The sequence below is a fragment of the Pannonibacter sp. SL95 genome (genome assembly GCF_026672425.1).
Taxonomy (GTDB): domain Bacteria; phylum Pseudomonadota; class Alphaproteobacteria; order Rhizobiales; family Stappiaceae; genus Pannonibacter.
In genome coordinates, this window is sequence record NZ_JAPPRC010000006.1 from 217,649 (window position 1) to 237,199 (window position 19,551).

Consider the following 19,551-nt stretch of genomic DNA (forward strand, 5'->3'; position numbering starts at 1 on the left):
TCTGGAACCTCCCGGAGGTCCTTACTTCATTGCCTGCAGAATCGAGACATAGTTGGCGACGGCTGCGCCGCCCATGTTGAAGATGCCGCCGATGGAGGCGTCCTTGACCTGGATGCCGCCGGCCTCGCCGGTCAGCTGCATGGCCGTCAGCACATGCATCGACACGCCGGTGGCGCCGATCGGGTGGCCCTTGGCCTTCAGGCCGCCGGACGGGTTGACCGGCAGCTTGCCGTCCATCTCGGTCCAGCCTTCCAGGATGGCACGGGCGCCTTCGCCTTCTTTCACCAGACCCATGGCTTCGTACTCGATCAGCTCGGCGATGGTGAAGCAGTCATGCGTCTCGACGAAGGAGAGATCATCCAGCGTCAGCCGGGCATTGGCCAGTGCCTTGCCCCAGGCGGTCTGGCAGCCTTCAAACTTCAGGATGTCGCGCTTCGACATCGGCAGGAAGTCCTGCACATGCGCCATGGCGCGGAAGGCGACGGCCTTCTTCATGCCAAGCGCGGTGGCCGGATCGGTCAGCACCAGCGCCGCCGCCCCGTCGGAGACCAGCGAGCAGTCCGTGCGCTTCAGCGGGCCGGCAACGAAGGGGTTCTTGTCGCTTTCCTGGCGGCAGAACTCGAAGCCGAAGTCCTTGCGCATCTGGGCGTAAGGGTTGTTGACGCCGTTCCTGTGGTTCTTGGCCGCGATCTTCGCCAGCGCGTCGGACTGGTCGCCGTGGCGCTGGAAATAGGCATCGGCGATCTTGCCGAACACGCCGGCAAAGCCCGCCGGGATGTCGCCCTCTTCCTTGAGATAGGAGGCCTTCAGGAGGTTCTGGCCGATTTCCGGTCCCGGCGTCGTCGTCATCTGCTCGACGCCGACCACGAGCACGAAGCGGGCCGAGCCAGTGGCGATGGCGCGCACGCCCTGGTGCACGGCGGCCGAGCCGGTGGCGCAGGCGTTCTCGACGCGGGTGGCGGGCGTGAAGCGCAGCGCCGGATCAGCCTGCAGCACCAGCGAGGCGGTGAAGTCCTGCCGCGAGAAGCCGGCATTGAAATGGCCGAGATAGATCTCGCCCACGTCTTGCGGTTCGATGCCGGCGTCGATGATGGCATCCGTCGCTGCCTTGACGATCATGCTCTCGACGGTCTCTTCGGCATGCTTGCCGAAGGGCAGATGGGCCCAACCCACGATGGCTGCGGTCATGTTCCGGTTCCTTGTTCTCGGCTGCCCCTGCCGTTCGTGGCAGGTCACAGCCATGTTCCTCCGACCTTGCGGGATCGTTTCAGCACGGCCCGGCAGCGGCAAGCCCCAAATTGACTTTAACGTAACATAAGGCGGACCATGGGGGTGTTTCCAGCCATCGAGGCATCCTCTCTTTGGTTGATATTGCGCTGCGGCATTTTTTTCCGCACTGCGAGTGTTCAGGTCATACAGCTGTCACCTGACGCTGCGATAAGGGCGTCGTTGCGGAACAGGTTTTTGTTGTTTCGGTCATTGCAGAAAGTTTCCGAGCCGGGTGGTCTTCCGCCCGGCTCTTTTGCTTTCGGACGGCGAGGCGTGAAGCATCTTCCTCCAAGGCCAGTTTTTGACTAACAGGGAGACACCGCCTTCGCGTTCCGCGACCGTGGACAGACCAGACCGGACACCCGACAAATGACCGCGCGATTGCCCCTTTCCGTCTTCATCATCGCCCGGGATGAGGCCGACCGCATTGCGCAGACGATCCGCTCGGTGCGCGACTGGGTGGATGAGGTGATTGTCATCGACAGCGGGTCGGTCGATGCGACGGTGGCAGTGGCGGAGGCCGAGGGCGCGCGGGTGGTGTTCAACGCCTGGCCCGGCTACGGCCCGCAGAAGCGCTTTGGCGAGGACCAGTGCCGCAATGACTGGCTGTTCAATCTGGATGCTGATGAAGTGGTGACGCCCGGGCTTGCGGAGGAAATCCAGGCTTTGATGGGCGCGGGCGGCCATCTGGCGGCCGATGGCTGGCGGGTGATGATCCGCGACGTCTATGCCCATGAAGACGAACCGGCGTCCTGGGCTTATGGCTATCATCAGATCCGCCTCTATGACCGGCGCAAGGGCCGGTTCTCGGCTTCGACCGTGCATGACACGGTGCGCCCGGAGCCTGGCGCGCGGTTGGCTGATCTCAAGGGCGTTGTCGCGCACCACTCGATCCGCTCGCTGACATTTCAGGTCGAGAAGTACAATCGTTACTCGACGATGCAGGTCAACGACATGCGCGCCCGCAGCCGGTCATTGCCGCGCTGGCGCCTCGTCACCGAGTTTCCCTTTGCCTTCCTGAAGGCCTATGTGGCGCGCAAATACGTGCGGTATGGCTGGTGGGGGCTGATCCTTTCGGTCAACTACGCCCATGCCCGCTTCCTGCGCGTGGCCAAGGCCTATGAGGCCGATCTGGTCGACAGGCACAAGCCGGACCACTGAGGCGCGCCGTCAGGCGGGCACCGCTTCCGCCTTCTGCTCGATGCGGCGCACACGGATCGGCTGGCGCAGACCGGACAGGCGATCGAACTGCCAGAGCCGCTTGATTGTTGTTTCGGTCAGCTGATGTCCACGCGACAGGACCAGTTCATGCGAGCCGTCGGTCAGGATATCGTCAACCAGCACATCGCCCGGGTGCAGCGCCCTGATATGGCAGGACACGATCTGGACCGACTGCGACTTGTCGATCTCTTCTGCCAGAAGCGTCTCACGCACGATCTCGAGCAGTTTGGGATCATACTGTTTGCGGTTGATGCCCAAGGCTTCAAACGCCGCCATATCCAGACCGCTGTCCGGGCTCGCGTACCACAGGTCTGTCAGGATCTTCAGGATCCGCGAGTTGAGCGGGATGTCCTTGCCGACCGGACCGTCGGCCGGAAAGCCCGAGCCGTCGTAGCCGCGGTTGGAGAAATACAGCACTTCGGCAATCCGCTCGAACTGCGGGATGTTGCGCAGCAGATCGCGGGTCTGTTCCGGTGCGCGCGACAGCATTTCGCGCTGCGGATCCGTCAGGGATTTGGCCGAGCGATAGCGCGACAGGATGTCCTTGGGCAGCAAGGCCTCGCCGAGGGGCGAGAACATGACAGCCATTTCCAGGTCCCAGGTCTTCTTGATGCCAAGGGCCTTGGCCACTTTCATGGCCCACTGCCGCATCACGCCTGTCTTGCGGAAAGCATCCGCATGAAACAGGGACAGCATTTCGATCAGGATCTTGACCGAACCAGCGAGGGTTTTTTCCAGAAGTGCCCGTTCCCGGATCACGCGGGCATGGTGGGTCAAGCCGTTGCGGATGGCCGCTTCCATCTCGTCGATCGCACAGGGCTTGTTGAGATACATCAGAACATTGGCATCGTTGACGGCGCGCTTTGCGACGTCGACCGTCCGGTCGTTGGTCAGCAGGATGCGCGAGGCCGCCGGATGGCTTTCGATCAGGCCTTTGAGAAACTCGATGCCGTCGATCCCAGGCAGGTTGAGGGCTGCGATGACAACCGCGACATGCGGGTTGCTGTCGAGGAAGATCGAGGCCTCAAGGGCGCTTGCCGCGGTTGCGACACGGTATTTTTGGCCAAGAAGTTGCTGGAAGCTCGCCATGACCTTGGCGTCGCCGTCCACTACGAGGATCTGGTTTGACACTTCCTGCATCTTCGATGCTCCTTTTGTGTCACCCTCTTGTCAGACCGTCAGAGAGAAAGTACAAGCTCTGATCAATTTTGCATCTTTGTCTGAAGCTAACCTAAGGATAGGAAGCGACGACAATTGCTAATAAATGCTTTTTTCGTTTTCATTTTCAGCAATAACCTTTGTGGTGCGTTTCTCTATTGCGTAAAATTTTCTTGTTCTCGTATGGCGGAGCGTCGTTGATCGAACCGGCGTCAGCCGACGGTTGCGCAGCCGATGCAGACAGGGCAAAACAGCGCCTTCTCGAATTCAGGATCTCAATCAATGTCTGAGGACGCGGTCTCCCCGCCGGTGACAGCCGAAGCGGTTGACGTGCTTATCATCGGCGCCGGACCGGCAGGCCTTGTCGCAGCGGACCATCTGTCGGCAGCAGGACATTCTGTTGTCGTCTGCGACCGGATGCCGTCGCCAGCGCGCAAGTTTCTGCTGGCTGGACGTGGCGGACTGAATCTCACCCACTCCGAACCGATCGACGCTTTCCTGACGCGCTATGGACCGGCGGCGGCGCATCTTGAGCCGGCGATCCGCGCCTTCGATCCGACGGCCTTGCGTGCCTACGCGGCAGACCTCGGCCAGGAGACATTTGTTGGCTCCAGCGGCCGCGTGTTTCCCAAGGCGATGAAGGCCTCGCCGATGCTGCGTGCGCTGCTGGCGCAGCTGGGCGAGCGGGGCGTCCGGTTTGTCGCCCGCGCGGCCTGGCTCGGCTTTGATGGCCCGTCGATCTCGCGTCTACGGCTGGGCGATGGCAGCGAGCGGCGGTTCCAGGCCGGCGCGACGTTGCTGGCGCTGGGCGGTGCCAGCTGGCCGCGGCTGGGTGGAACGGGTGACTGGGTTGCGCCTCTGGCGGCAGAAGGCGTTGCAGTCCGCCCCTTGCGGCCATCCAACTGCGGCTTTGTTGTCGGTTGGTCCGATGTCTTTGCCGACAAGTTTGCCGGGACACCGCTGAAGCGGATTGCTGTCCGTCACGGCACGATGAGCCTGCGTGGTGAGGCGATGATCAGCCGGACCGGCATCGAGGGCGGGGCGATCTATGCCCTGTCGTCGGCCTTGCGGGACACGCTGGAGCGTGAGGGCACGGCGACCCTGCATATCGATCTGCGCCCGGATTCGGATGCGGCGACACTGGCGGCGAAGCTGGACCGGCCGCATGGCAAGCAGTCGCGTTCGACTTTCCTGCGCAAGGCGCTTGGACTGGCGCCGGTGGAAATCGCGCTGCTGCGGGAATGTGCTGCCGGTGCCGTCAGTCCGGCTGACGTCGCCGCGCGGATCAAGTCGCTGCCGGTCACCGTCACGGCGACAGCGGGAATGGAGCGGGCCATTTCCAGTGCAGGCGGCGTTGACTGGTCGGCGCTTGGCGCAGACTTTTCACTCACCGTCCGTCCGGACGTGTTCGTGGCCGGCGAGATGATTGACTGGGAGGCGCCGACAGGGGGCTATCTGCTGCAGGCCTGCTTTGCCACGGGGCTGGCCGCCGCCAGGGGAATGGCGGCGCGGCTGGCCTCCCGGGATGCCGCGTCATGACGGTCCTCTACATCGACGCAGATGCCTGTCCGGTGAAGGAAGAAGCCGCAAGGGTCGGCGTACGGCATGGCCTGCGCATTGTCTTTGTCTCCAACTCCTGGATGCGGTTGCCGGATGAGCCGGGCGTCGAACGCGTGATCGTTCCCGGCGGCCTCGACCAGGCCGATGACTGGATTGCAGCTGCCGTTGTGCCGGGCGACGTGGTGGTGACGAGCGACGTTCCGTTGGCCGCGCGCTGCGTCAAGGCTGGCGCGGATGTGCTCGGCTCGACCGGCAAGCCATTCCACGACGTCGGCATGGCGCTGGCCATGCGCGATCTGAAGACGCAATTGCGCGAGGCAGGCGAGATCCGTGAAAGCGGCCCGGCTTTCTCCAAGTTCGATCGCTCACGCTTCCTGCAGTCACTGGAAAGCATGGTGCGCGCTGCCCGCCGCAAGTCGGCAGGCTAGTCCGAGGGCAAGGGTTTGCCAAAGCTGAAGGCCCCGCCGGTGAGGGCGAGGCCTTTCGGTGGCGGTTCGGCCGCCTGGGCTGTGTTCCGGGACTTCAAAACCGGTCCCGGTCGATGAAAAGACGTATTGAAACGCTTGCTGAAAATGTCTGCTTGAAAGGGCTTGTGCCAGTTACTGGCAGAAGACGTGGCGGCCGCTGTGCGTGCGGAAGTAACCGGTGCGCGGATCGAAAGAGCGATAACGCGAGCTGCAGTAGCGGTACCATTCAGGCGACCAGGGCGCCGGGCGGTAGTAGACCGGAGCCGGTGCAACATAGGACGGGGCCGGTGCCACATAGACCGGGGCGCCATAAGACGGGGACGCCAGGGCCGACCCGATGACAGCGCCGGCAATCAGCCCGCCGGCAACGGCAGCACCTGTGCCCCAGCCGTGGTGATGGCGATGGCCGGCCTCGGCAGATCCTGCGGCCGCAGCCAGCAGTCCGACGGTGAGGGTCAGGGCGGCAGCAGTTTTCATCATTGTATTCGACATGATACTGTTCCTTCTGCTTGACTGTTCATCCGGTTGGTCTTGCGAGGCGGATCATCTGACCGGCTTGTTATTTCCTCGTCTCGATATGACCTAAGGTAACAGGTTCCCGAATTGCAGATGTGACCGCTGTCACGATCTGACGGCTTTTGCAGAAGGTGGGTGAATTGCAAGAAGACCCGCCAGAAATCGGGCGCAGTGCCAGGCCGTTGGTCGTCGTCATGGCGGCGGTGAACTTGTTCCGTGTCGCCCCGGGCGCAGCGAAGCGAAGACCCGGGGTCTACTCATTCGCAGAGCGACCGTCGTGTCCGATGATCTGGAAGCTGCCTGCAAGAGAGCCGCCATATCGAATGGACGCAGAGGCTCTGCAAGCGAGTATGCCCCGGCTCGCGCTTTGTTTGGCCGGGGTGACGCCGAGGGGGGCGTCAGCAAAAGGAAACCCCGCCAGAAATCTGGCGGGGTTGATATGTTGAAGTCCTTCGGCGATCGATGCTGATCTCAGATCATGCCGCGGCGCTTCAGCTCGGCATGAGTGTCGTCCAGCGTCTTCTTGGCAATGGCCACCAGCTGGTCGGCCTCGCCATGGGTGATGACGAGCGGGGGCGAGATGATCATGCTGTCGCGGACCGCGCGCATGATCAGGCCGTTGCGGAAGGAAATGTCGCGGCACATCGTGCCGACGGTGCCGGTGTCGGGGAAGGCCTTCCTGCGGTTGCCCTTTTCCGGCACCAGCTCGAGCGCGCCGACGAGACCGGTCATGCGTGCCTCGCCGACCAGCGGATGCTCGCCAAGCGCGCGCCAGCGGGCCTGCAGGTAGGGGCCGATGTCATTGGCAACGCGCTCCACCAGCTTCTCGCGCTGGATGATCTCCAGATTGGCGAGGGCTGCGGCCGCGCAGGCCGGGTGACCGGAATAGGTGTAGCCGTGGTAGAACTCGCCGCCCTTGTCGATGACGCCGGCCGCCACCTTGTCTGAGACCAGCACGCCGCCCATCGGCAGGTAGCCGGAGGTCAGGCCCTTGGCGATCGGCATCAGATCCGGCTCGATGCCGAAATACTCCGAGCCGAACCAGGTGCCGAGACGGCCGAAACCGCAGATTACCTCGTCGGCGACGAAGAGGATGTCGCGCTCCTTCAGGATGCGCTGTACTTCCGGCCAGTAGGTCTCCGGCGGGATGATGACGCCGCCAGCACCCTGGATCGGCTCGGCGATGAAGGCAGCAACCTTGTCTTCGCCGTATTGGTCGATTGCCTTTTCCAGTTCGCGCGCGGCCCAGATGCCGAATTCGGCCGGGCTCATGTCGCCGCCTTCGCCGAACCAGTAGGGCTGCGGAATGTGGCGGACGCCCGGAACCGGCAGGTCGCCCTGCTCATGCATGGCCTTCATGCCGCCGAGACTGGTGCCGGCCAGCGTCGAGCCGTGATAGCCATTCCAGCGGCCGATGATGATCTTCTTCTCCGGCTTGCCCATCTGGTCCCAGTAGAAGCGGACCATGCGGAACACCGTGTCATTGGCTTCCGAACCGGACGAGCAGAAGAAGGTGCGCTTGAACTGCGGCGGCGAGACCTCGGCGAGCTTCTCGGCCAGCGCGATGACCGGCGGATGCGAGGTCTTGAAGAAGGTGTTGTAGTAGGACAGCTCGGTCATCTGCCGGTGCACCGCATCGGCGATTTCCTCCCGGCCATGGCCAACCTGGGCGCACCAGAGACCGGCCATGCCGTCGAGAATGCGGTTGCCATCGGAGTCCGTCAGCCAGACGCCCTTGGCAGCTGTGATGATCCGGCTGCCTTCCGCGTTCAGGGCCTTGGTATCTGAGAACGGGTGGAAGTGGTGAGCCGCGTCCAGCGCGCGCAGCTGCGCGGTCGGATAGCGATTGGAAACAGCCGTCATCTTGAACTCCGGTGGCAATGGGGCGCGGGGGAGGGGGCTCGCCCCGCGCCGTCAGGTCAGACGTTGAGCAGCAGGTATTCCCGTTCCCAGGGGCTGATCACCGACATGAAGGTTTCGAATTCTTCCTGCTTGATCGCGCGATAGGTGGCGAAGAACTTCTCGCCAAACACGTCGATCAGCTCTTCGCATTCCTCGAACAGGGCCAGGGCTTCCATCAGGCCGCGCGGCAGCGACTGCTGGATGTTGCTGGCATCCGACATGCGCGGCTCATCCGGCTGCAGCTTGTTCTCGATGCCGAGATAGCCGCAGGCGAGCGAGGCCGCGATGGCGAGATAGGGGTTCACATCCGAGCCCGGCACGCGGTTCTCGAGGCGCCGGGCATTCGGCTTGGAATAGGGCACGCGCAGGCCGACCGTGCGGTTGTCGTAGCCCCAGAACACGTTCACCGGTGCCGCCGTGTTGCGCGAGAAGCGGCGGTAGGAGTTCACGAAAGGCGCCATGATGCAGGTGACATGCGGCAGATACTGCTGGTGACCGGCGATGAAGGACAGGAACTCGCGCGTCGCCTCGCCATCCTTGTTGGAGAAGATGTTCTCCCCCGTCTCGATGTCGGTCACCGACTGGTGGATGTGCATGGCCGAGCCCGGCTGGTTCGACATCGGCTTGGCCATGAAGGTGGCGTACATGTCGTGCCTGAGCGCTGCTTCACGGATGGTGCGCTTGAACAGGAACACCTGGTCGGCCAGCTCCAGCGGGTGGCCATGGCGCAGGTTGATCTCCATCTGCGCCGCGCCCTCCTCGTGGATCAGCGTGTCGATCTCGAGGCCTTGCTTCTCCGACAGGTCGTAGATGTCGTCGATGAGATCATCGAACTCGTTCAGCGCCGAGATCGAATAGGACTGGCGGCCGGCTTCCGGGCGGCCCGAACGGCCAGTCGGCGGCTCCAGCGGATAATCCGGGTCGGTGTTCGGGCGCACGAGGTAGAACTCGATTTCCGGGGCGACCACGGGCATCCAGCCCTTTTCCTCATACAGCGCCAGCACGCGCTTCAGCACGTTGCGCGGTGCAGTCTCCACGGGAATGCCGTCGCGGGTGTAGGCGTCATGCATCAGCTGCGCGGTCGGGTCGGTCTCCCAGGGCACAGTGGTCAGCGTCGAGAAATCGGGGCGGAAATACAGATCGCCGTCGATCGGATTGTGCTGGAAGCGGTCGTCATCCTCCGGATAGTCGCCGGAGATGGTCTGGGCGAAGATCGACGAAGGCATCGTCATCACCGGGCCGGAGAGGAACTTCTGCGTCGGCATCATCTTGCCGCGGGCAACGCCGGCCAGGTCCGGAACGATGCACTCGATGTCTTCGATCCCGCGCTCCGAAAGCCATGTCTGCGCGGCTTCCATATCCGCCACCCCGCGCAGGCTGGTCAGGGTCGGGGCTTTCTTCTTCTTGCTCACGGGTAGGCTCCTGATAAGGCGTGATCCGGTCCGCCGGCCCCGGGGCAGGGCACAAATCGGAGGCAGCCGCATCTTGCGCCGGTCGCGCGTCCCGTCAAGGCACGCAGCGGCCGGAACTGTGCAAGGTCCAACGTCAGACGGCAGAGCCAAACCATTCCTTCGTGATGATTTTGTGATCACAAATGGCCGTTCGTCAATCCCCCTTTCGCACGGTCTTGCGCGCGCTGCGCCGGACCTGCGCCGGTTCGGCTGGCGGCCGCCCGCGTTCAAGGAAGCCCATGCCTTCGCGAATGTCGGCGCGAATGGCAGCGCCAAGCGCCTCTGCATCCCGGGCCCGGATGGCGCGAACGGCTTCCTTGTGATGGTCAATCAGGATGGCAGTGCCGACCCGCCCGTAGACGGTGCGCATGTAGGGTGCGAATTGCAGCCACAGGCTCTCCACCAGCGGCAGGATCACCTGGGAGCGGGCGGCGGTGTAGATGCGGAAGTGGAAGGCGTGATTGAGCGTGAGATAGGCTTCCGGATCGCCGGTGGCGATGCTCACGTCCATCTTGAGATCGATGTCTTCGAGTTCACGTGCAGCGGATTTGTCCAGTTGCGGCAGTGCACGCAAGGCCAGTTCGGGTTCCAGAAGCACCCGCGCCGCGAGGATCTCCTCAAAGCGGCTTTCGGTCATTTCCGGCACCTGCACGCGGCCGCTCGGCTTGAGATAGAGCGCATTCTCGGCAGCAAGGCGCTGGATGGCTTCCCGGACGGGCATGGGGCTGACGCCGAGTTCCTGCGCAAGTCCCCGCAGTGTCACAGCTTTTCCGGGGATGAAGCGACCGGTCAGCAGGGCCGTTCGCAGGCTTTGATCGACATGATCGCGGGCCAGCCGGCGAGGGGCAGCAGCCGCTTCGGAAGGGGTGCCAGGGGCAGGGTCGGGGGGCTGGCTGGAGGTGGCGGCCATGGGGCTTGGATCCTATGTCTTGGAGCAAAAGGAAGGCGAGGGGCGTCGATGCAAGGGCGCCAGTCACGGTTTGCGTCGCAGCACCGAAAGCAGCGCCGTTTCCTTGACAGGCATGTTCAGACGTGATCACATTTTCGTCGGTTTCGCAATTATCGAAAGCGCCGCAGCAACACCGGTCCCGTCGGGAACGGTCCGTGCAGCGGGCAGCCCTAAGGAGAACCGACATGCAAACCGTCCCCCGCCAGACCTGGGTTCGCCCGGCCGACGAGGGCTGGGAAGAGGTGCTGGAAAGCTTCCTCGCAGAACATCCGGACATTGATACGTTCGAAGTCATCCTGCCCGATACCAACGGCGTGCTGCGTGGCAAGTGGTTGCCCGGCAATGCCATCCGCAAGGTTTTCGAGGAGGGCGTTGCACTGCCCTTCGCCCTGTTCGGCCTCGACGTCTGGGGACGCGAGGTCGAGGAGACCGGCCTTCACATCGAGACCGGCGACATGGACGGCGTCTGCTGGCCGATCGCCCGCACGCTCAAGATCGTGCCCTGGACCGAGCGCAAGACGGCGCAGGTTCTCATGCACATGTATGACCGGGCCGGCAGCCCGTTCCTGATCGACCCGCGCCATGTGCTGGCGCGGATGACCGGCAAGCTCGCCGAGCATGGGCTCAGCGGCACCTCCGCGTTCGAGATGGAGTTCTATCTCTTCGAGGAAAGCGACGGCGACTGGAGCGGACCGCCAAAGCCTCTGTTCTCGACCCATCTGGGGCCGGCACGACAGAACATGTATGCCCTGTCGGACCTGGAATCGCTGATGCCGCTGGTCGACGAAATCCGTGCCGGCGCCGAGCTGCAGGGCATTCCGGCCGATGCCGCCGTGTCGGAAGCGGCCCCCGGACAGTTCGAGCTCAACCTGCATCATCGCAACGATCCGCTGATGGCAGCGGATGACGCGGTGCTGCTGCGCCGTCTGGTGGCCGGTGTTGCGCGCAAGCACAAGCTGAAGGCCTCGTTCATGGCCAAGCCCTTCGCCGAATGGCCGGGCAGCGGCATGCATGTGCACGTGTCGATGGAGGACAAGAACGGCAATATCTTCGCCGATCCTGTCCACGGCGAGCAGCGGCTGCTGCATGCCATCTCCGGCCTGCTCGACACCATGCCGCAGTCGTTGCTGCTCTACATCTGCACCTTCAACGGCTTCCGCCGGATGCAGCCGGGCTCCTATGCCCCGACGTCGATCTGCTGGGGCTATGACAATCGCTCGGTTGCCTTGCGCGTGCCGGCGAGCAAGGCCTCGGCCTCGCGGATCGAGCACCGCATCGCAGGTGCGGATGCAAACCCCTACCTGGTGCTGACCGGCGTTCTGGCCGGGATGCTGGAAGGGCTGAAGGCCAAGGCCGAGCCGCCACCACCTGTTGAAGGCAACGCCTATGAAAAGGGCTTCAAGCGCCTGACGCCGTGGATGGACGAGGCAATCGATGCCTTTGTTGCCTCCGACCGGATGAAGGAAGCGGTGGGTGCGCATATGCACAAGGTGCTGACCGACATCAAGCGCGAGGAACTCAACGCCTTCGGCCGCGAGATTTCCTCGCTGGAGCGCCAGACCTACCTCTGACGCGCCGCTCTGAACACTGGCTGGGCCGTGCATGCCTGAAAAAACATCACGGCCCGGCCAACCAACTGTTGAGCATGGAAGATTTCGCTTTTAGTCTCATCCCCGGATGTCGCAATGGTGTCGCCGTTTCGCGGGACAAGGACGTCCATAAAAGTCAGCCGGAACGCGGCGACACCAGGGGCTGGCAGTCGTCAACCAGACAGGCGTCAACCAGACAGGCGTGGAGTGGAGACAAGAACATGTTGAAGACCATTCTCATGGGCGCAGCGGCGCTCGCAGTTATCGCAGGCCCTGCCCTGGCGCAGGACCGTGTGGTCAATGTCTACAACTGGTCGGACTATATCGATGACACGATCCTTGAGGACTTCACCAAGGAAACCGGCATCAAGGTGAATTACTCGGTGTTCGACAGCAACGAAATGCTGGAGACCAAGCTGCTCGCCGGTGGCACCGGCTACGACGTCGTCGTGCCGACGGGCTCCTTCCTGGGCCGCCAGATCCAGGCCGGCGTGTTCCAGAAGCTGGACAAGTCCAAGCTGACCAACAGCAAGCACCTGTGGAAGGACATCGAAGTCCGCCTGTCCAAGTACGACCCGGGCAACGAGCACGCCATCAACTACATGTGGGGCACCACCGGCATCGGCTACAACGTCGAGAAGATCAAGGCGATCATGCCGGACGCGCCTGTCGGCTCCTGGGACATGTTCTTCAAGCCGGAAGTTGTCTCGAAGTTTGCCGATTGCGGCATCTTCGTGCTGGACACCCCGGAAGAGATCATCCCGGCTGCGCTGAACTACCTCGGCATGGACCCGGACAGCAACAACCCGGACGAGATCGAGAAGGCCGGCGAACTGCTGATGAAGATCAAGCCGTACATCCGCAAGTTCCATTCTTCGGAGTACATCAACGCACTGGCCAACGGCGACATCTGCATGGCCGTGGGCTGGTCGGGTGACATCCTCCAGGCGCGCGACCGCGCTGTGGAAGCCAACAACGGCGTCACCATCCAGTACTCCATCCCGAAGGAAGGCGCGCTGATGTGGTTCGACAACATGGCGATCCCGGCGGACGCCAAGAACGTCGCCGAAGCGCATGAGTTCATCAACTACATCATGCGTCCGGATGTTGCCGCCAAGGCTTCGAACTTCGTGTTCTATGCCAACGGCAACAAGGACAGCCAGCCGCTTCTGAACAAGGAAGTGCTTGAGGACACCGCGATCTACCCGAGCGAGGAAACGGTCAAGAACCTCTTCACCGTCACGCCGAAGGACGCCAAGGTGAGCCGCGTTCAGAACCGCGTCTGGACCAAGATCAAGAGCGGCAGCTGATCGAATTGCGGGCCCGGCATGCCGGGCCCGCACCATACTGGGGACGCCAGGGAATGGTCTTGCCGGCCGCCTGAAGGGCGGATGGCGTTGGTGGATTTGCGAGGGGGTGGATTTTGGCTAAGAAACCCATTGGGCCGGTGCGGCGGGCTTTTGCGCCCTGGGAAAACCCGCAGTCCGTTCCGTTTATCGAGTTTCGAAACGTTACCAAGCGCTTCGGCGATTTCGTCGCCGTCAACAACCTGAGCCTCAAGATCTACGAGCGCGAGTTCTTCGCCCTGCTCGGCGGGTCGGGCTGCGGCAAGACGACCATGATGCGCATGCTGGCCGGCTTCGAGACGCCGACGGAAGGCGAGATCTTCCTCGACGGCCAGTCGCTCGCCGGCATTCCGCCCTACCGGCGGCCGGCCAACATGATGTTCCAGTCCTACGCCTTGTTCCCGCACATGAGCGTGGAGGCCAACATCGCCTTCGGCCTGAAGCAGGACGGCATGGCCAAGGACAAGATCGCGGAGCGCGTGGCTGAAATGCTGCGCCTCACCAAGCTTGAAAAATTCGCGCGGCGCAAGCCGCACCAGCTCTCCGGTGGTCAGCGTCAGCGCGTGGCGCTCGCCCGCTCGCTCGCCAAGCGCCCGAAGGTGCTGCTGCTCGACGAACCGCTCGGCGCGCTTGACCGCAAGCTGCGCGAGGAAACCCAGTTCGAGCTGATGAACCTTCAGGAAGAGCTGAAGATGACCTTCCTTGTCGTCACGCACGATCAGGAAGAAGCCATGACCATGGCCGACCGCATCGCCGTCATGGATGCCGGCAAGATCATCCAGGTGGCAACGCCGGGTGAAATCTATGAAATGCCGAATTCCCGGTTCGTTGCGGACTTCATCGGCGACATCAACCTGATCGAGGCGCGCATCACCGAAAAGGCTGCCGGTTCCACCAAGCTGCGTGCGACAGATGCCTGGGGCGGTTTCGAGATCGAAACCATTCAGGAGACCTCTGCAGCGGTCGGCGATCAGGTCTGGTACGCCATCCGGCCGGAAAAGGTCCAGATCGTCCATGGCAAGGACGTGGAGCCGCAGCTGAACACCGTGGGCGCAGAGGTCTGGGACATCGCCTATCTGGGCGACGTGTCGATCTACCACTCCCGCCTTGGAGACGCGATGACCATGCGGTCGACCGTTGCCAACCGCACCCGTCTCGTCGAACGGCCGATTGCCTGGGATGACCATGTCGTCCTGAGCTGGGGCCGGGATGCCGGCGTCATTCTCACGGCCTGAGGGCCTGTCCGGAAAGGGAGTTCGCCCATGGAAGCGATCGGTTCGGACAAGGTGAAGGCAAGACTGGGGCGCCTGTTCGTCATTGGCGTACCTTTCGTCTGGCTGCTGGTCCTGTTTCTGGCGCCCTTCTTCATCGTCTTCAAGATCTCGCTGTCGGAAGTCGCTGTATCGATCCCGCCCTACGCCCCGACCTTTGACTGGTCGGCTGGCTGGGACGGATTTGTCGAGACGATCTCCGGCTTCAGTTTTGCCAATTATGTCTGGCTGACCGAGGATGATCTCTACTGGCGTTCGTATCTGTCGAGCGTGATGATCGCAGGCACGGCGACGTTGCTGACCCTGCTCGTCGGCTATCCGCTGGCCTATGGCATGGCGCGCAGCCCGAAAGCCTGGCGTCCGACGCTGCTGATGCTCGTCATCCTGCCGTTCTGGACATCGTTCCTGATCCGCGTTTACGCCTGGATCGGCATTCTCAAGAACGAGGGCCTGCTGAACCAGCTGCTGCTGACGATCGGCGTCATCAATGAGCCGCTGATCATCCTGAACACCAACACGGCGGTCTATATCGGCATCGTCTATTCCTATCTGCCGTTCCTGGTGCTGCCGCTCTATGCCAGCCTCGAGAAGATGGATGAGTCCCTGCTCGAAGCCGCGCAGGATCTCGGCTGCCCGCCCTGGAAGGCCTTCTGGACGATCACCTTCCCGCTGTCGCTGCCGGGCGTGATCGCAGGATCGTTCCTGGTGTTCATTCCGGCCGTTGGCGAGTTCGTTATCCCGGATCTCCTCGGTGGTTCCGAGACGCTGATGATCGGCAAGACGCTGTGGATGGAGTTCTTCAACAACCGTGACTGGCCGGTGTCCTCCGCTGTGGCGGTGGTGCTGCTGCTCATCCTCGTGGTTCCCATCGTGCTGTTCCAGCATCACCAGCACAAAGCAGCGGAGAAGGCGGCATGAGGACGGGTCCTTCCTGGTTCAACATCACCTCGATCGTGCTCGGCTTTGCCTTCCTGTATCTGCCGATCCTGATTCTGGTGGTGTTTTCCTTCAACGAGTCGCGCCTTGTGACGGTCTGGGGCGGCTTCTCGACCAAATGGTACGGCGAGCTGATGCGCAATCAGCAGCTCCTCGAATCGGCCTTTGTCTCGCTGCGGGTGGCGTTCCTCTCGGCAACCGCCGCGACGGTTCTTGGCACGATGGCAGCCTTGGTGCTGGTCCGCATCGGGCGGTTCCGCGGCCGGACGCTGTTCTCCGGCATGATCTACGCGCCGCTGGTGATGCCCGAGATCATCCTCGGCCTGTCGTTCCTGCTGCTGTTCGTGGCCATCGACCAGCCGCGTGGCTTCTGGACGATCATCATCTCGCACACCACGTTTGCCATGTGCTTCGTGGCGGTGGTGGTGCAGTCCCGGCTCGTCGGCTTTGACCAGTCGCTGGAAGAAGCGGCGCAGGATCTTGGTTGCCCGCCGGCCCGCACGTTCTTCGTCATCACGTTGCCGCTCATCCTGCCGGGCGTCATCGCCGGATGGATGCTGGCTTTCACCCTGTCGCTCGACGACCTGGTGATCTCCAGCTTCACCACGGGACCGGGCGCAACGACCTTGCCGATGAAGATCTACTCCCAGGTTCGCCTTGGCGTGACACCGGAAATCAACGCCGCCTGTACGATCCTTGTCGGCATTGTCACGGTCGCTGTGGTCATCGCCTCGCTTGCAACGCGCCGTCAGGAGATGCAGCGCGAACGCGACGAGCGGCGCGCAGCGGCTGCCACGGGCTGAAACAACCGGCTCTCACGAAACGCCAGAACCCGCCGATGCAACCGCGTCGGCGGGTTCTGTGTTTCTGGATAGTTCTGCGAGGGTGTTCGGAAATGTACCGAGCATCAAGCATTGATAAAGGGATCGCGGCTAGGCTGAAGGCAATTGATCCCGGGCAAGCTCCGGTTGCGTTTTTGTAATCGGTTTTCGCCTGGAGGGTCGCCATGCAACTCAGTGTCGCGGAACGCCCTGTGCCCATGTTCAGACTGCCGGAGGCCGGCAACCGACTTACGAGCCGGTTGCACCGCTATCCGGACCGTTCATTGCTGGAATGGCTGTGGGACTCGCTGCCCGGCGGGGCAGTCTCGACCCCGTTCCAGACGCCTGCGCTTCTGGCTGCAATGGCGGATCACGTCCTGGCGGCCCAAGGCGCGGAATTGCGCGTTCTGGAAGTTCGCGATGGCAACACCGACGTGCCTGTCATGCTGGTGCCGCTCGTGGTGTTCCGGCGCGGTCCCGTGCGCATGGGCGGAATTCCGGATTTTGGGCTGGTCGATCAATGTGCTCCGGTGCTGGCCGGTGAGGCCGAACTGGATGCCAGTCTGAGTGATCTCCTGTGGGGCTTCATCGAGGACGCGCTTGGCGACGTTGACCTGATCGACGTCAAGAAAGTGCCGCCGCGTGTGGCCGGTCGTCCAAACCCTCTGCATGCCTTGCCCAACGAACGGCCTCAGGATCCGATCTATGCCCTGGACCTGACAGAGGCCGGGGAAGCGCCGGGGTGGCGCCGCAAGCATGTCTACAAGGAGGCTCGCGGCAAGTATCGCAAGCTTCAGGCCGAAGGGCTGCAGTTTGTCGAAGTCGTCGAAGATCACGATCGGCGACATGTGATGCAGGTGCTGCGCATGCAGCGCAGCCAGCGCTTCGAGGAAAAGCAGTGGTACAACACGCTGGAAGAAGATCCGGCGCAGGCAGCCTTTATCGACAATCTGCTGCAGGAAGGCGGGCCGCAGCGGCCGCTGCGGCTGTTTGCCCTGAAAGATGACAGCCGGATCGCAGGCGTCATCTGCGCACTCGCCGAGGGCACGGCTCTCTCGGCCATGCTCATCTCCATGGGCGGGGAAGAATGGCGCCGGTTTTCTCCCGGCCTTCTGCTGTTCGCCGGGCTCATCAACTGGGCCGGCGAAAACGGCTTCACCGAACTGTGCTTCGGGTCCGGCGTGCAGTTCTACAAGACCCGTTTCGGCGGCGAGCCCTGGCAGGTCCATGCCTATGCCAAGCCGCTGACGGCGGCTGGCAATGCTTACCTCGCCCTTCGCCGGCTCAAGGCGATCGCGCGCCGCCTGCGGGATGATACCGCACGTCTGTCCGCACCCGTGGCTGCCGCGCCGGGGATCTGAACCCGGCAAGAGCGGTGCTCGTGGATCGAGGCGGTGCAAAGCTCTCCCAAATCTGACAATCGTCGCATGCGGCCTTCGGACAGTTGACGGCAGCGGAAAATACCGGTCTTGTTGCGTCGCAACCTGACCGCGGCGTCATGTCTGCGTGATGGCCCGGCCGGGAGGGGAGGAGTATCCTTTCGCAGATTGCCAGGGCGCATCCGTAGGTGCTGGAACGTGTGCCGGTCGGTTATGAGGAGACAACGATGAACAAGGTATACCCGAACGCAAAGGCCGCGCTGGATGGCCTTGTGTTTGACGGAATGACCATCATGGCCGGTGGTTTTGGCCTGTGCGGGATCCCGGAAAACCTGATCGTCGCCCTGCGCGACAGTGGTGTCACGGGCGTGACTGCGATCTCGAACAACGCCGGCGTTGACGATTTCGGCCTTGGCCTGCTGCTGCAGACGCGCCAGATCCGCAAGATGGTCTCGTCCTATGTGGGTGAGAATGCCACTTTCGAGAAGCAGTACCTGAACGGCGAACTGGAACTCGAATTCAACCCGCAGGGCACGCTGGCCGAGCGCATCCGCGCCGGTGGCGCCGGCATCCCGGGCTTCTACACCAAGACCGGTGTGGGCACGCTGATCGCCGAAGGCAAGGAACACAAGCAGTTCAACGGCGAGACCTTCATTCTCGAAACCGGCCTTGTGTCCGACCTGTCGCTGGTCAAGGCCTGGAAGGCCGACAAGGAAGGCAACCTCGTCTATCGCAAGACCGCGCGGAACTTCAATCCGATGATGGCGACCGCCGGCAAGGTGACGGTTGTCGAGGTCGAAGAGCTGGTCGAGATCGGCGAGCTGGATCCGGACCAGATCCACACACCAGGCATCTTTGTCGACCGTATTGTGGTCGGCACTTTCGAAAAGCGCATTGAAAAGCGCACCACCCGCGCCGCCTGAAGCCGAGGAGACTGAGCAAATGGCCTGGACTCGTGACGAAATGGCCCAGCGGGCCGCGCAGGAACTGGAAGACGGTTTCTACGTCAACCTCGGCATCGGCATCCCGACGCTGGTGTCCAACTACATTCCCGAAGGCGTGCATGTGACGCTGCAGTCGGAAAACGGCATGCTCGGCATGGGCCCGTTCCCGACGGAAGATGAAGTCGACGCCGACCTCATCAACGCTGGCAAGCAGACGATCACCGAACTGCCGCAGACGTCCTATTTCTCGTCTGCCGACAGCTTCGGCATGATCCGTGGCGGCCACATCGACCTGTCGATCCTGGGCGCCATGGAAGTGTCCGAAAAGGGCGATCTCGCCAACTGGATGATCCCGGGCAAGATGGTCAAGGGCATGGGCGGCGCGATGGATCTTGTCGCCGGCGTCAAGCGTGTCGTGGTGATCATGGACCACACCTCGAAGGCCGGCGAGAGCAAGCTGCTCAAGGCCTGCACCCTGCCGCTGACCGGTGTTGGCTGCGTCAACCGCATCATCACCAACCTCGGCGTGTTCGACGTTACGCCGGACGGTCTTCAGGTCGTCCAGCTGGCAACCGGCGTGACTGCTGACGAGGTGAAAGCGGCGACGGAAGCGACGCTTAAGGTATGATTCTGTATTCAGGCGGACCGTTCATTGGTCCGCCTGAATTTTATTGTGACGTAACGTTCGATTTTCTTTTTCAGCCTACGATGCATGAGCTTGTTGTCTTGTGATCGACACAGTTGTTCCATTTTGGAGCTGTTTTTGTTTTTC

General features: G+C 62.6%; 17 protein-coding genes. 11 read left to right on the forward strand and 6 right to left on the reverse strand.

The genetic code is table 11. The annotated features are described in order from the left end of the window. Positions 1 to 21: 21 nt before the first annotated feature. Entirely contained in the window at positions 22 to 1,188 is a 1,167-nt protein-coding gene (locus OVA12_RS18095) for an acetyl-CoA acetyltransferase (RefSeq protein ID WP_268139767.1), read from the reverse strand. Positions 1,189 to 1,638: 450 nt separating this feature from the next. Here OVA12_RS18095 and OVA12_RS18100 point away from each other — a divergent pair, with 450 nt between their 5' ends. After that, positions 1,639 to 2,430, forward strand: coding sequence for a glycosyltransferase family 2 protein (locus OVA12_RS18100; protein WP_268139769.1), 792 nt, complete (start codon positions 1,639 to 1,641; stop codon positions 2,428 to 2,430). A 9-nt stretch (positions 2,431 to 2,439) separates the two neighbouring features. Here OVA12_RS18100 and OVA12_RS18105 read toward each other — a convergent pair whose 3' ends face one another. After that, complete coding sequence (locus tag OVA12_RS18105; RefSeq protein WP_268139771.1) at positions 2,440 to 3,630, reverse strand: HD domain-containing phosphohydrolase; 1,191 nt, start codon at positions 3,628 to 3,630, stop codon at positions 2,440 to 2,442. 300 nt (positions 3,631 to 3,930) lie between these two features. Here OVA12_RS18105 and OVA12_RS18110 point away from each other — a divergent pair, with 300 nt between their 5' ends. Beyond that, entirely contained in the window at positions 3,931 to 5,187 is a 1,257-nt protein-coding gene (locus OVA12_RS18110; RefSeq protein WP_268139772.1) for an NAD(P)/FAD-dependent oxidoreductase, read from the forward strand. Then, positions 5,184 to 5,636: a YaiI/YqxD family protein gene (locus OVA12_RS18115; protein ID WP_268139773.1), complete on the forward strand. Its 453-nt coding sequence runs from the start codon at positions 5,184 to 5,186 to the stop codon at positions 5,634 to 5,636. Before OVA12_RS18110 ends, OVA12_RS18115 begins: the two co-directional genes overlap by 4 nt. Before the next feature lie 171 nt (positions 5,637 to 5,807). Here the strand turns inward: OVA12_RS18115 and OVA12_RS18120 are convergent, their stop codons facing one another. From OVA12_RS18120 to OVA12_RS18135, 4 genes are all read right to left on the reverse strand, one after another. Beyond that, complete coding sequence (locus OVA12_RS18120; protein WP_268139775.1) at positions 5,808 to 6,167, reverse strand: BA14K family protein; 360 nt, start codon at positions 6,165 to 6,167, stop codon at positions 5,808 to 5,810. Between the two features lie 495 nt (positions 6,168 to 6,662). Then, positions 6,663 to 8,054 (reverse strand): aspartate aminotransferase family protein, encoded by a 1,392-nt coding sequence (locus tag OVA12_RS18125; protein ID WP_268139777.1) that lies wholly within the window; start codon positions 8,052 to 8,054, stop codon positions 6,663 to 6,665. 56 nt (positions 8,055 to 8,110) lie between these two features. Then, complete coding sequence (locus OVA12_RS18130) at positions 8,111 to 9,577, reverse strand: glutamine synthetase family protein (RefSeq protein ID WP_268139779.1); 1,467 nt, start codon at positions 9,575 to 9,577, stop codon at positions 8,111 to 8,113. A 121-nt stretch (positions 9,578 to 9,698) separates the two neighbouring features. Next, the gene (locus OVA12_RS18135) at positions 9,699 to 10,454 is read right to left on the reverse strand and encodes a GntR family transcriptional regulator (protein ID WP_268139781.1); all 756 of its coding nucleotides are present in this window, start codon (positions 10,452 to 10,454) and stop codon (positions 9,699 to 9,701) included. Positions 10,455 to 10,678: 224 nt separating this feature from the next. On the opposite strand from OVA12_RS18135, the gene OVA12_RS18140 reads away from it, so the two are divergent. From OVA12_RS18140 to OVA12_RS18175, 8 genes are all read left to right on the forward strand, one after another. Beyond that, positions 10,679 to 12,064 carry a glutamine synthetase family protein gene (locus OVA12_RS18140; protein ID WP_268139783.1) on the forward strand — a complete coding sequence of 462 codons (1,386 nt, stop codon included), beginning with the start codon at positions 10,679 to 10,681 and terminating at the stop codon, positions 12,062 to 12,064. Positions 12,065 to 12,306: 242 nt separating this feature from the next. Continuing rightward, positions 12,307 to 13,392: a polyamine ABC transporter substrate-binding protein gene (locus OVA12_RS18145; RefSeq protein ID WP_442793921.1), complete on the forward strand. Its 1,086-nt coding sequence runs from the start codon at positions 12,307 to 12,309 to the stop codon at positions 13,390 to 13,392. Between the two features lie 113 nt (positions 13,393 to 13,505). Beyond that, positions 13,506 to 14,663: an ABC transporter ATP-binding protein gene (locus OVA12_RS18150; protein WP_268139787.1), complete on the forward strand. Its 1,158-nt coding sequence runs from the start codon at positions 13,506 to 13,508 to the stop codon at positions 14,661 to 14,663. Between the two features lie 27 nt (positions 14,664 to 14,690). Beyond that, on the forward strand, positions 14,691 to 15,617 hold the full coding sequence (locus OVA12_RS18155) for an ABC transporter permease subunit (RefSeq protein ID WP_268139789.1): 927 nt from the start codon (positions 14,691 to 14,693) through the stop codon (positions 15,615 to 15,617). Further along, positions 15,614 to 16,438 carry an ABC transporter permease gene (locus tag OVA12_RS18160; RefSeq protein WP_268139790.1) on the forward strand — a complete coding sequence of 275 codons (825 nt, stop codon included), beginning with the start codon at positions 15,614 to 15,616 and terminating at the stop codon, positions 16,436 to 16,438. Before OVA12_RS18155 ends, OVA12_RS18160 begins: the two co-directional genes overlap by 4 nt. Before the next feature lie 236 nt (positions 16,439 to 16,674). Beyond that, positions 16,675 to 17,817 carry a GNAT family N-acetyltransferase gene (locus tag OVA12_RS18165; protein ID WP_268139792.1) on the forward strand — a complete coding sequence of 381 codons (1,143 nt, stop codon included), beginning with the start codon at positions 16,675 to 16,677 and terminating at the stop codon, positions 17,815 to 17,817. Between the two features lie 245 nt (positions 17,818 to 18,062). Then, positions 18,063 to 18,758 (forward strand): CoA transferase subunit A, encoded by a 696-nt coding sequence (locus OVA12_RS18170; RefSeq protein ID WP_268139794.1) that lies wholly within the window; start codon positions 18,063 to 18,065, stop codon positions 18,756 to 18,758. Between the two features lie 19 nt (positions 18,759 to 18,777). Then, positions 18,778 to 19,407 (forward strand): CoA transferase subunit B, encoded by a 630-nt coding sequence (locus OVA12_RS18175; protein ID WP_268139795.1) that lies wholly within the window; start codon positions 18,778 to 18,780, stop codon positions 19,405 to 19,407. Positions 19,408 to 19,551 lie beyond the last annotated feature (144 nt).

What these genes read in the sequence shown, in the direction of transcription:
- OVA12_RS18095 (WP_268139767.1), bottom strand. Translation starts at nt 1,188, where the DNA reads ATGACCGCAGCCATCGTGGGTTGGGCCCATCTGCCCTTCGGCAAGCAT.
- OVA12_RS18100 (WP_268139769.1), top strand. Translation starts at nt 1,639, where the DNA reads ATGACCGCGCGATTGCCCCTTTCCGTCTTCATCATCGCCCGGGATGAG.
- OVA12_RS18105 (WP_268139771.1), bottom strand. Translation starts at nt 3,630, where the DNA reads ATGCAGGAAGTGTCAAACCAGATCCTCGTAGTGGACGGCGACGCCAAG.
- OVA12_RS18110 (WP_268139772.1), top strand. Translation starts at nt 3,931, where the DNA reads ATGTCTGAGGACGCGGTCTCCCCGCCGGTGACAGCCGAAGCGGTTGAC.
- OVA12_RS18115 (WP_268139773.1), top strand. Translation starts at nt 5,184, where the DNA reads ATGACGGTCCTCTACATCGACGCAGATGCCTGTCCGGTGAAGGAAGAA.
- OVA12_RS18120 (WP_268139775.1), bottom strand. Translation starts at nt 6,167, where the DNA reads ATGTCGAATACAATGATGAAAACTGCTGCCGCCCTGACCCTCACCGTC.
- OVA12_RS18125 (WP_268139777.1), bottom strand. Translation starts at nt 8,054, where the DNA reads ATGACGGCTGTTTCCAATCGCTATCCGACCGCGCAGCTGCGCGCGCTG.
- OVA12_RS18130 (WP_268139779.1), bottom strand. Translation starts at nt 9,577, where the DNA reads ATGCGGCTGCCTCCGATTTGTGCCCTGCCCCGGGGCCGGCGGACCGGA.
- OVA12_RS18135 (WP_268139781.1), bottom strand. Translation starts at nt 10,454, where the DNA reads ATGGCCGCCACCTCCAGCCAGCCCCCCGACCCTGCCCCTGGCACCCCT.
- OVA12_RS18140 (WP_268139783.1), top strand. Translation starts at nt 10,679, where the DNA reads ATGCAAACCGTCCCCCGCCAGACCTGGGTTCGCCCGGCCGACGAGGGC.
- OVA12_RS18155 (WP_268139789.1), top strand. Translation starts at nt 14,691, where the DNA reads ATGGAAGCGATCGGTTCGGACAAGGTGAAGGCAAGACTGGGGCGCCTG.
- OVA12_RS18160 (WP_268139790.1), top strand. Translation starts at nt 15,614, where the DNA reads ATGAGGACGGGTCCTTCCTGGTTCAACATCACCTCGATCGTGCTCGGC.
- OVA12_RS18165 (WP_268139792.1), top strand. Translation starts at nt 16,675, where the DNA reads ATGTTCAGACTGCCGGAGGCCGGCAACCGACTTACGAGCCGGTTGCAC.
- OVA12_RS18170 (WP_268139794.1), top strand. Translation starts at nt 18,063, where the DNA reads ATGAACAAGGTATACCCGAACGCAAAGGCCGCGCTGGATGGCCTTGTG.
- OVA12_RS18175 (WP_268139795.1), top strand. Translation starts at nt 18,778, where the DNA reads ATGGCCTGGACTCGTGACGAAATGGCCCAGCGGGCCGCGCAGGAACTG.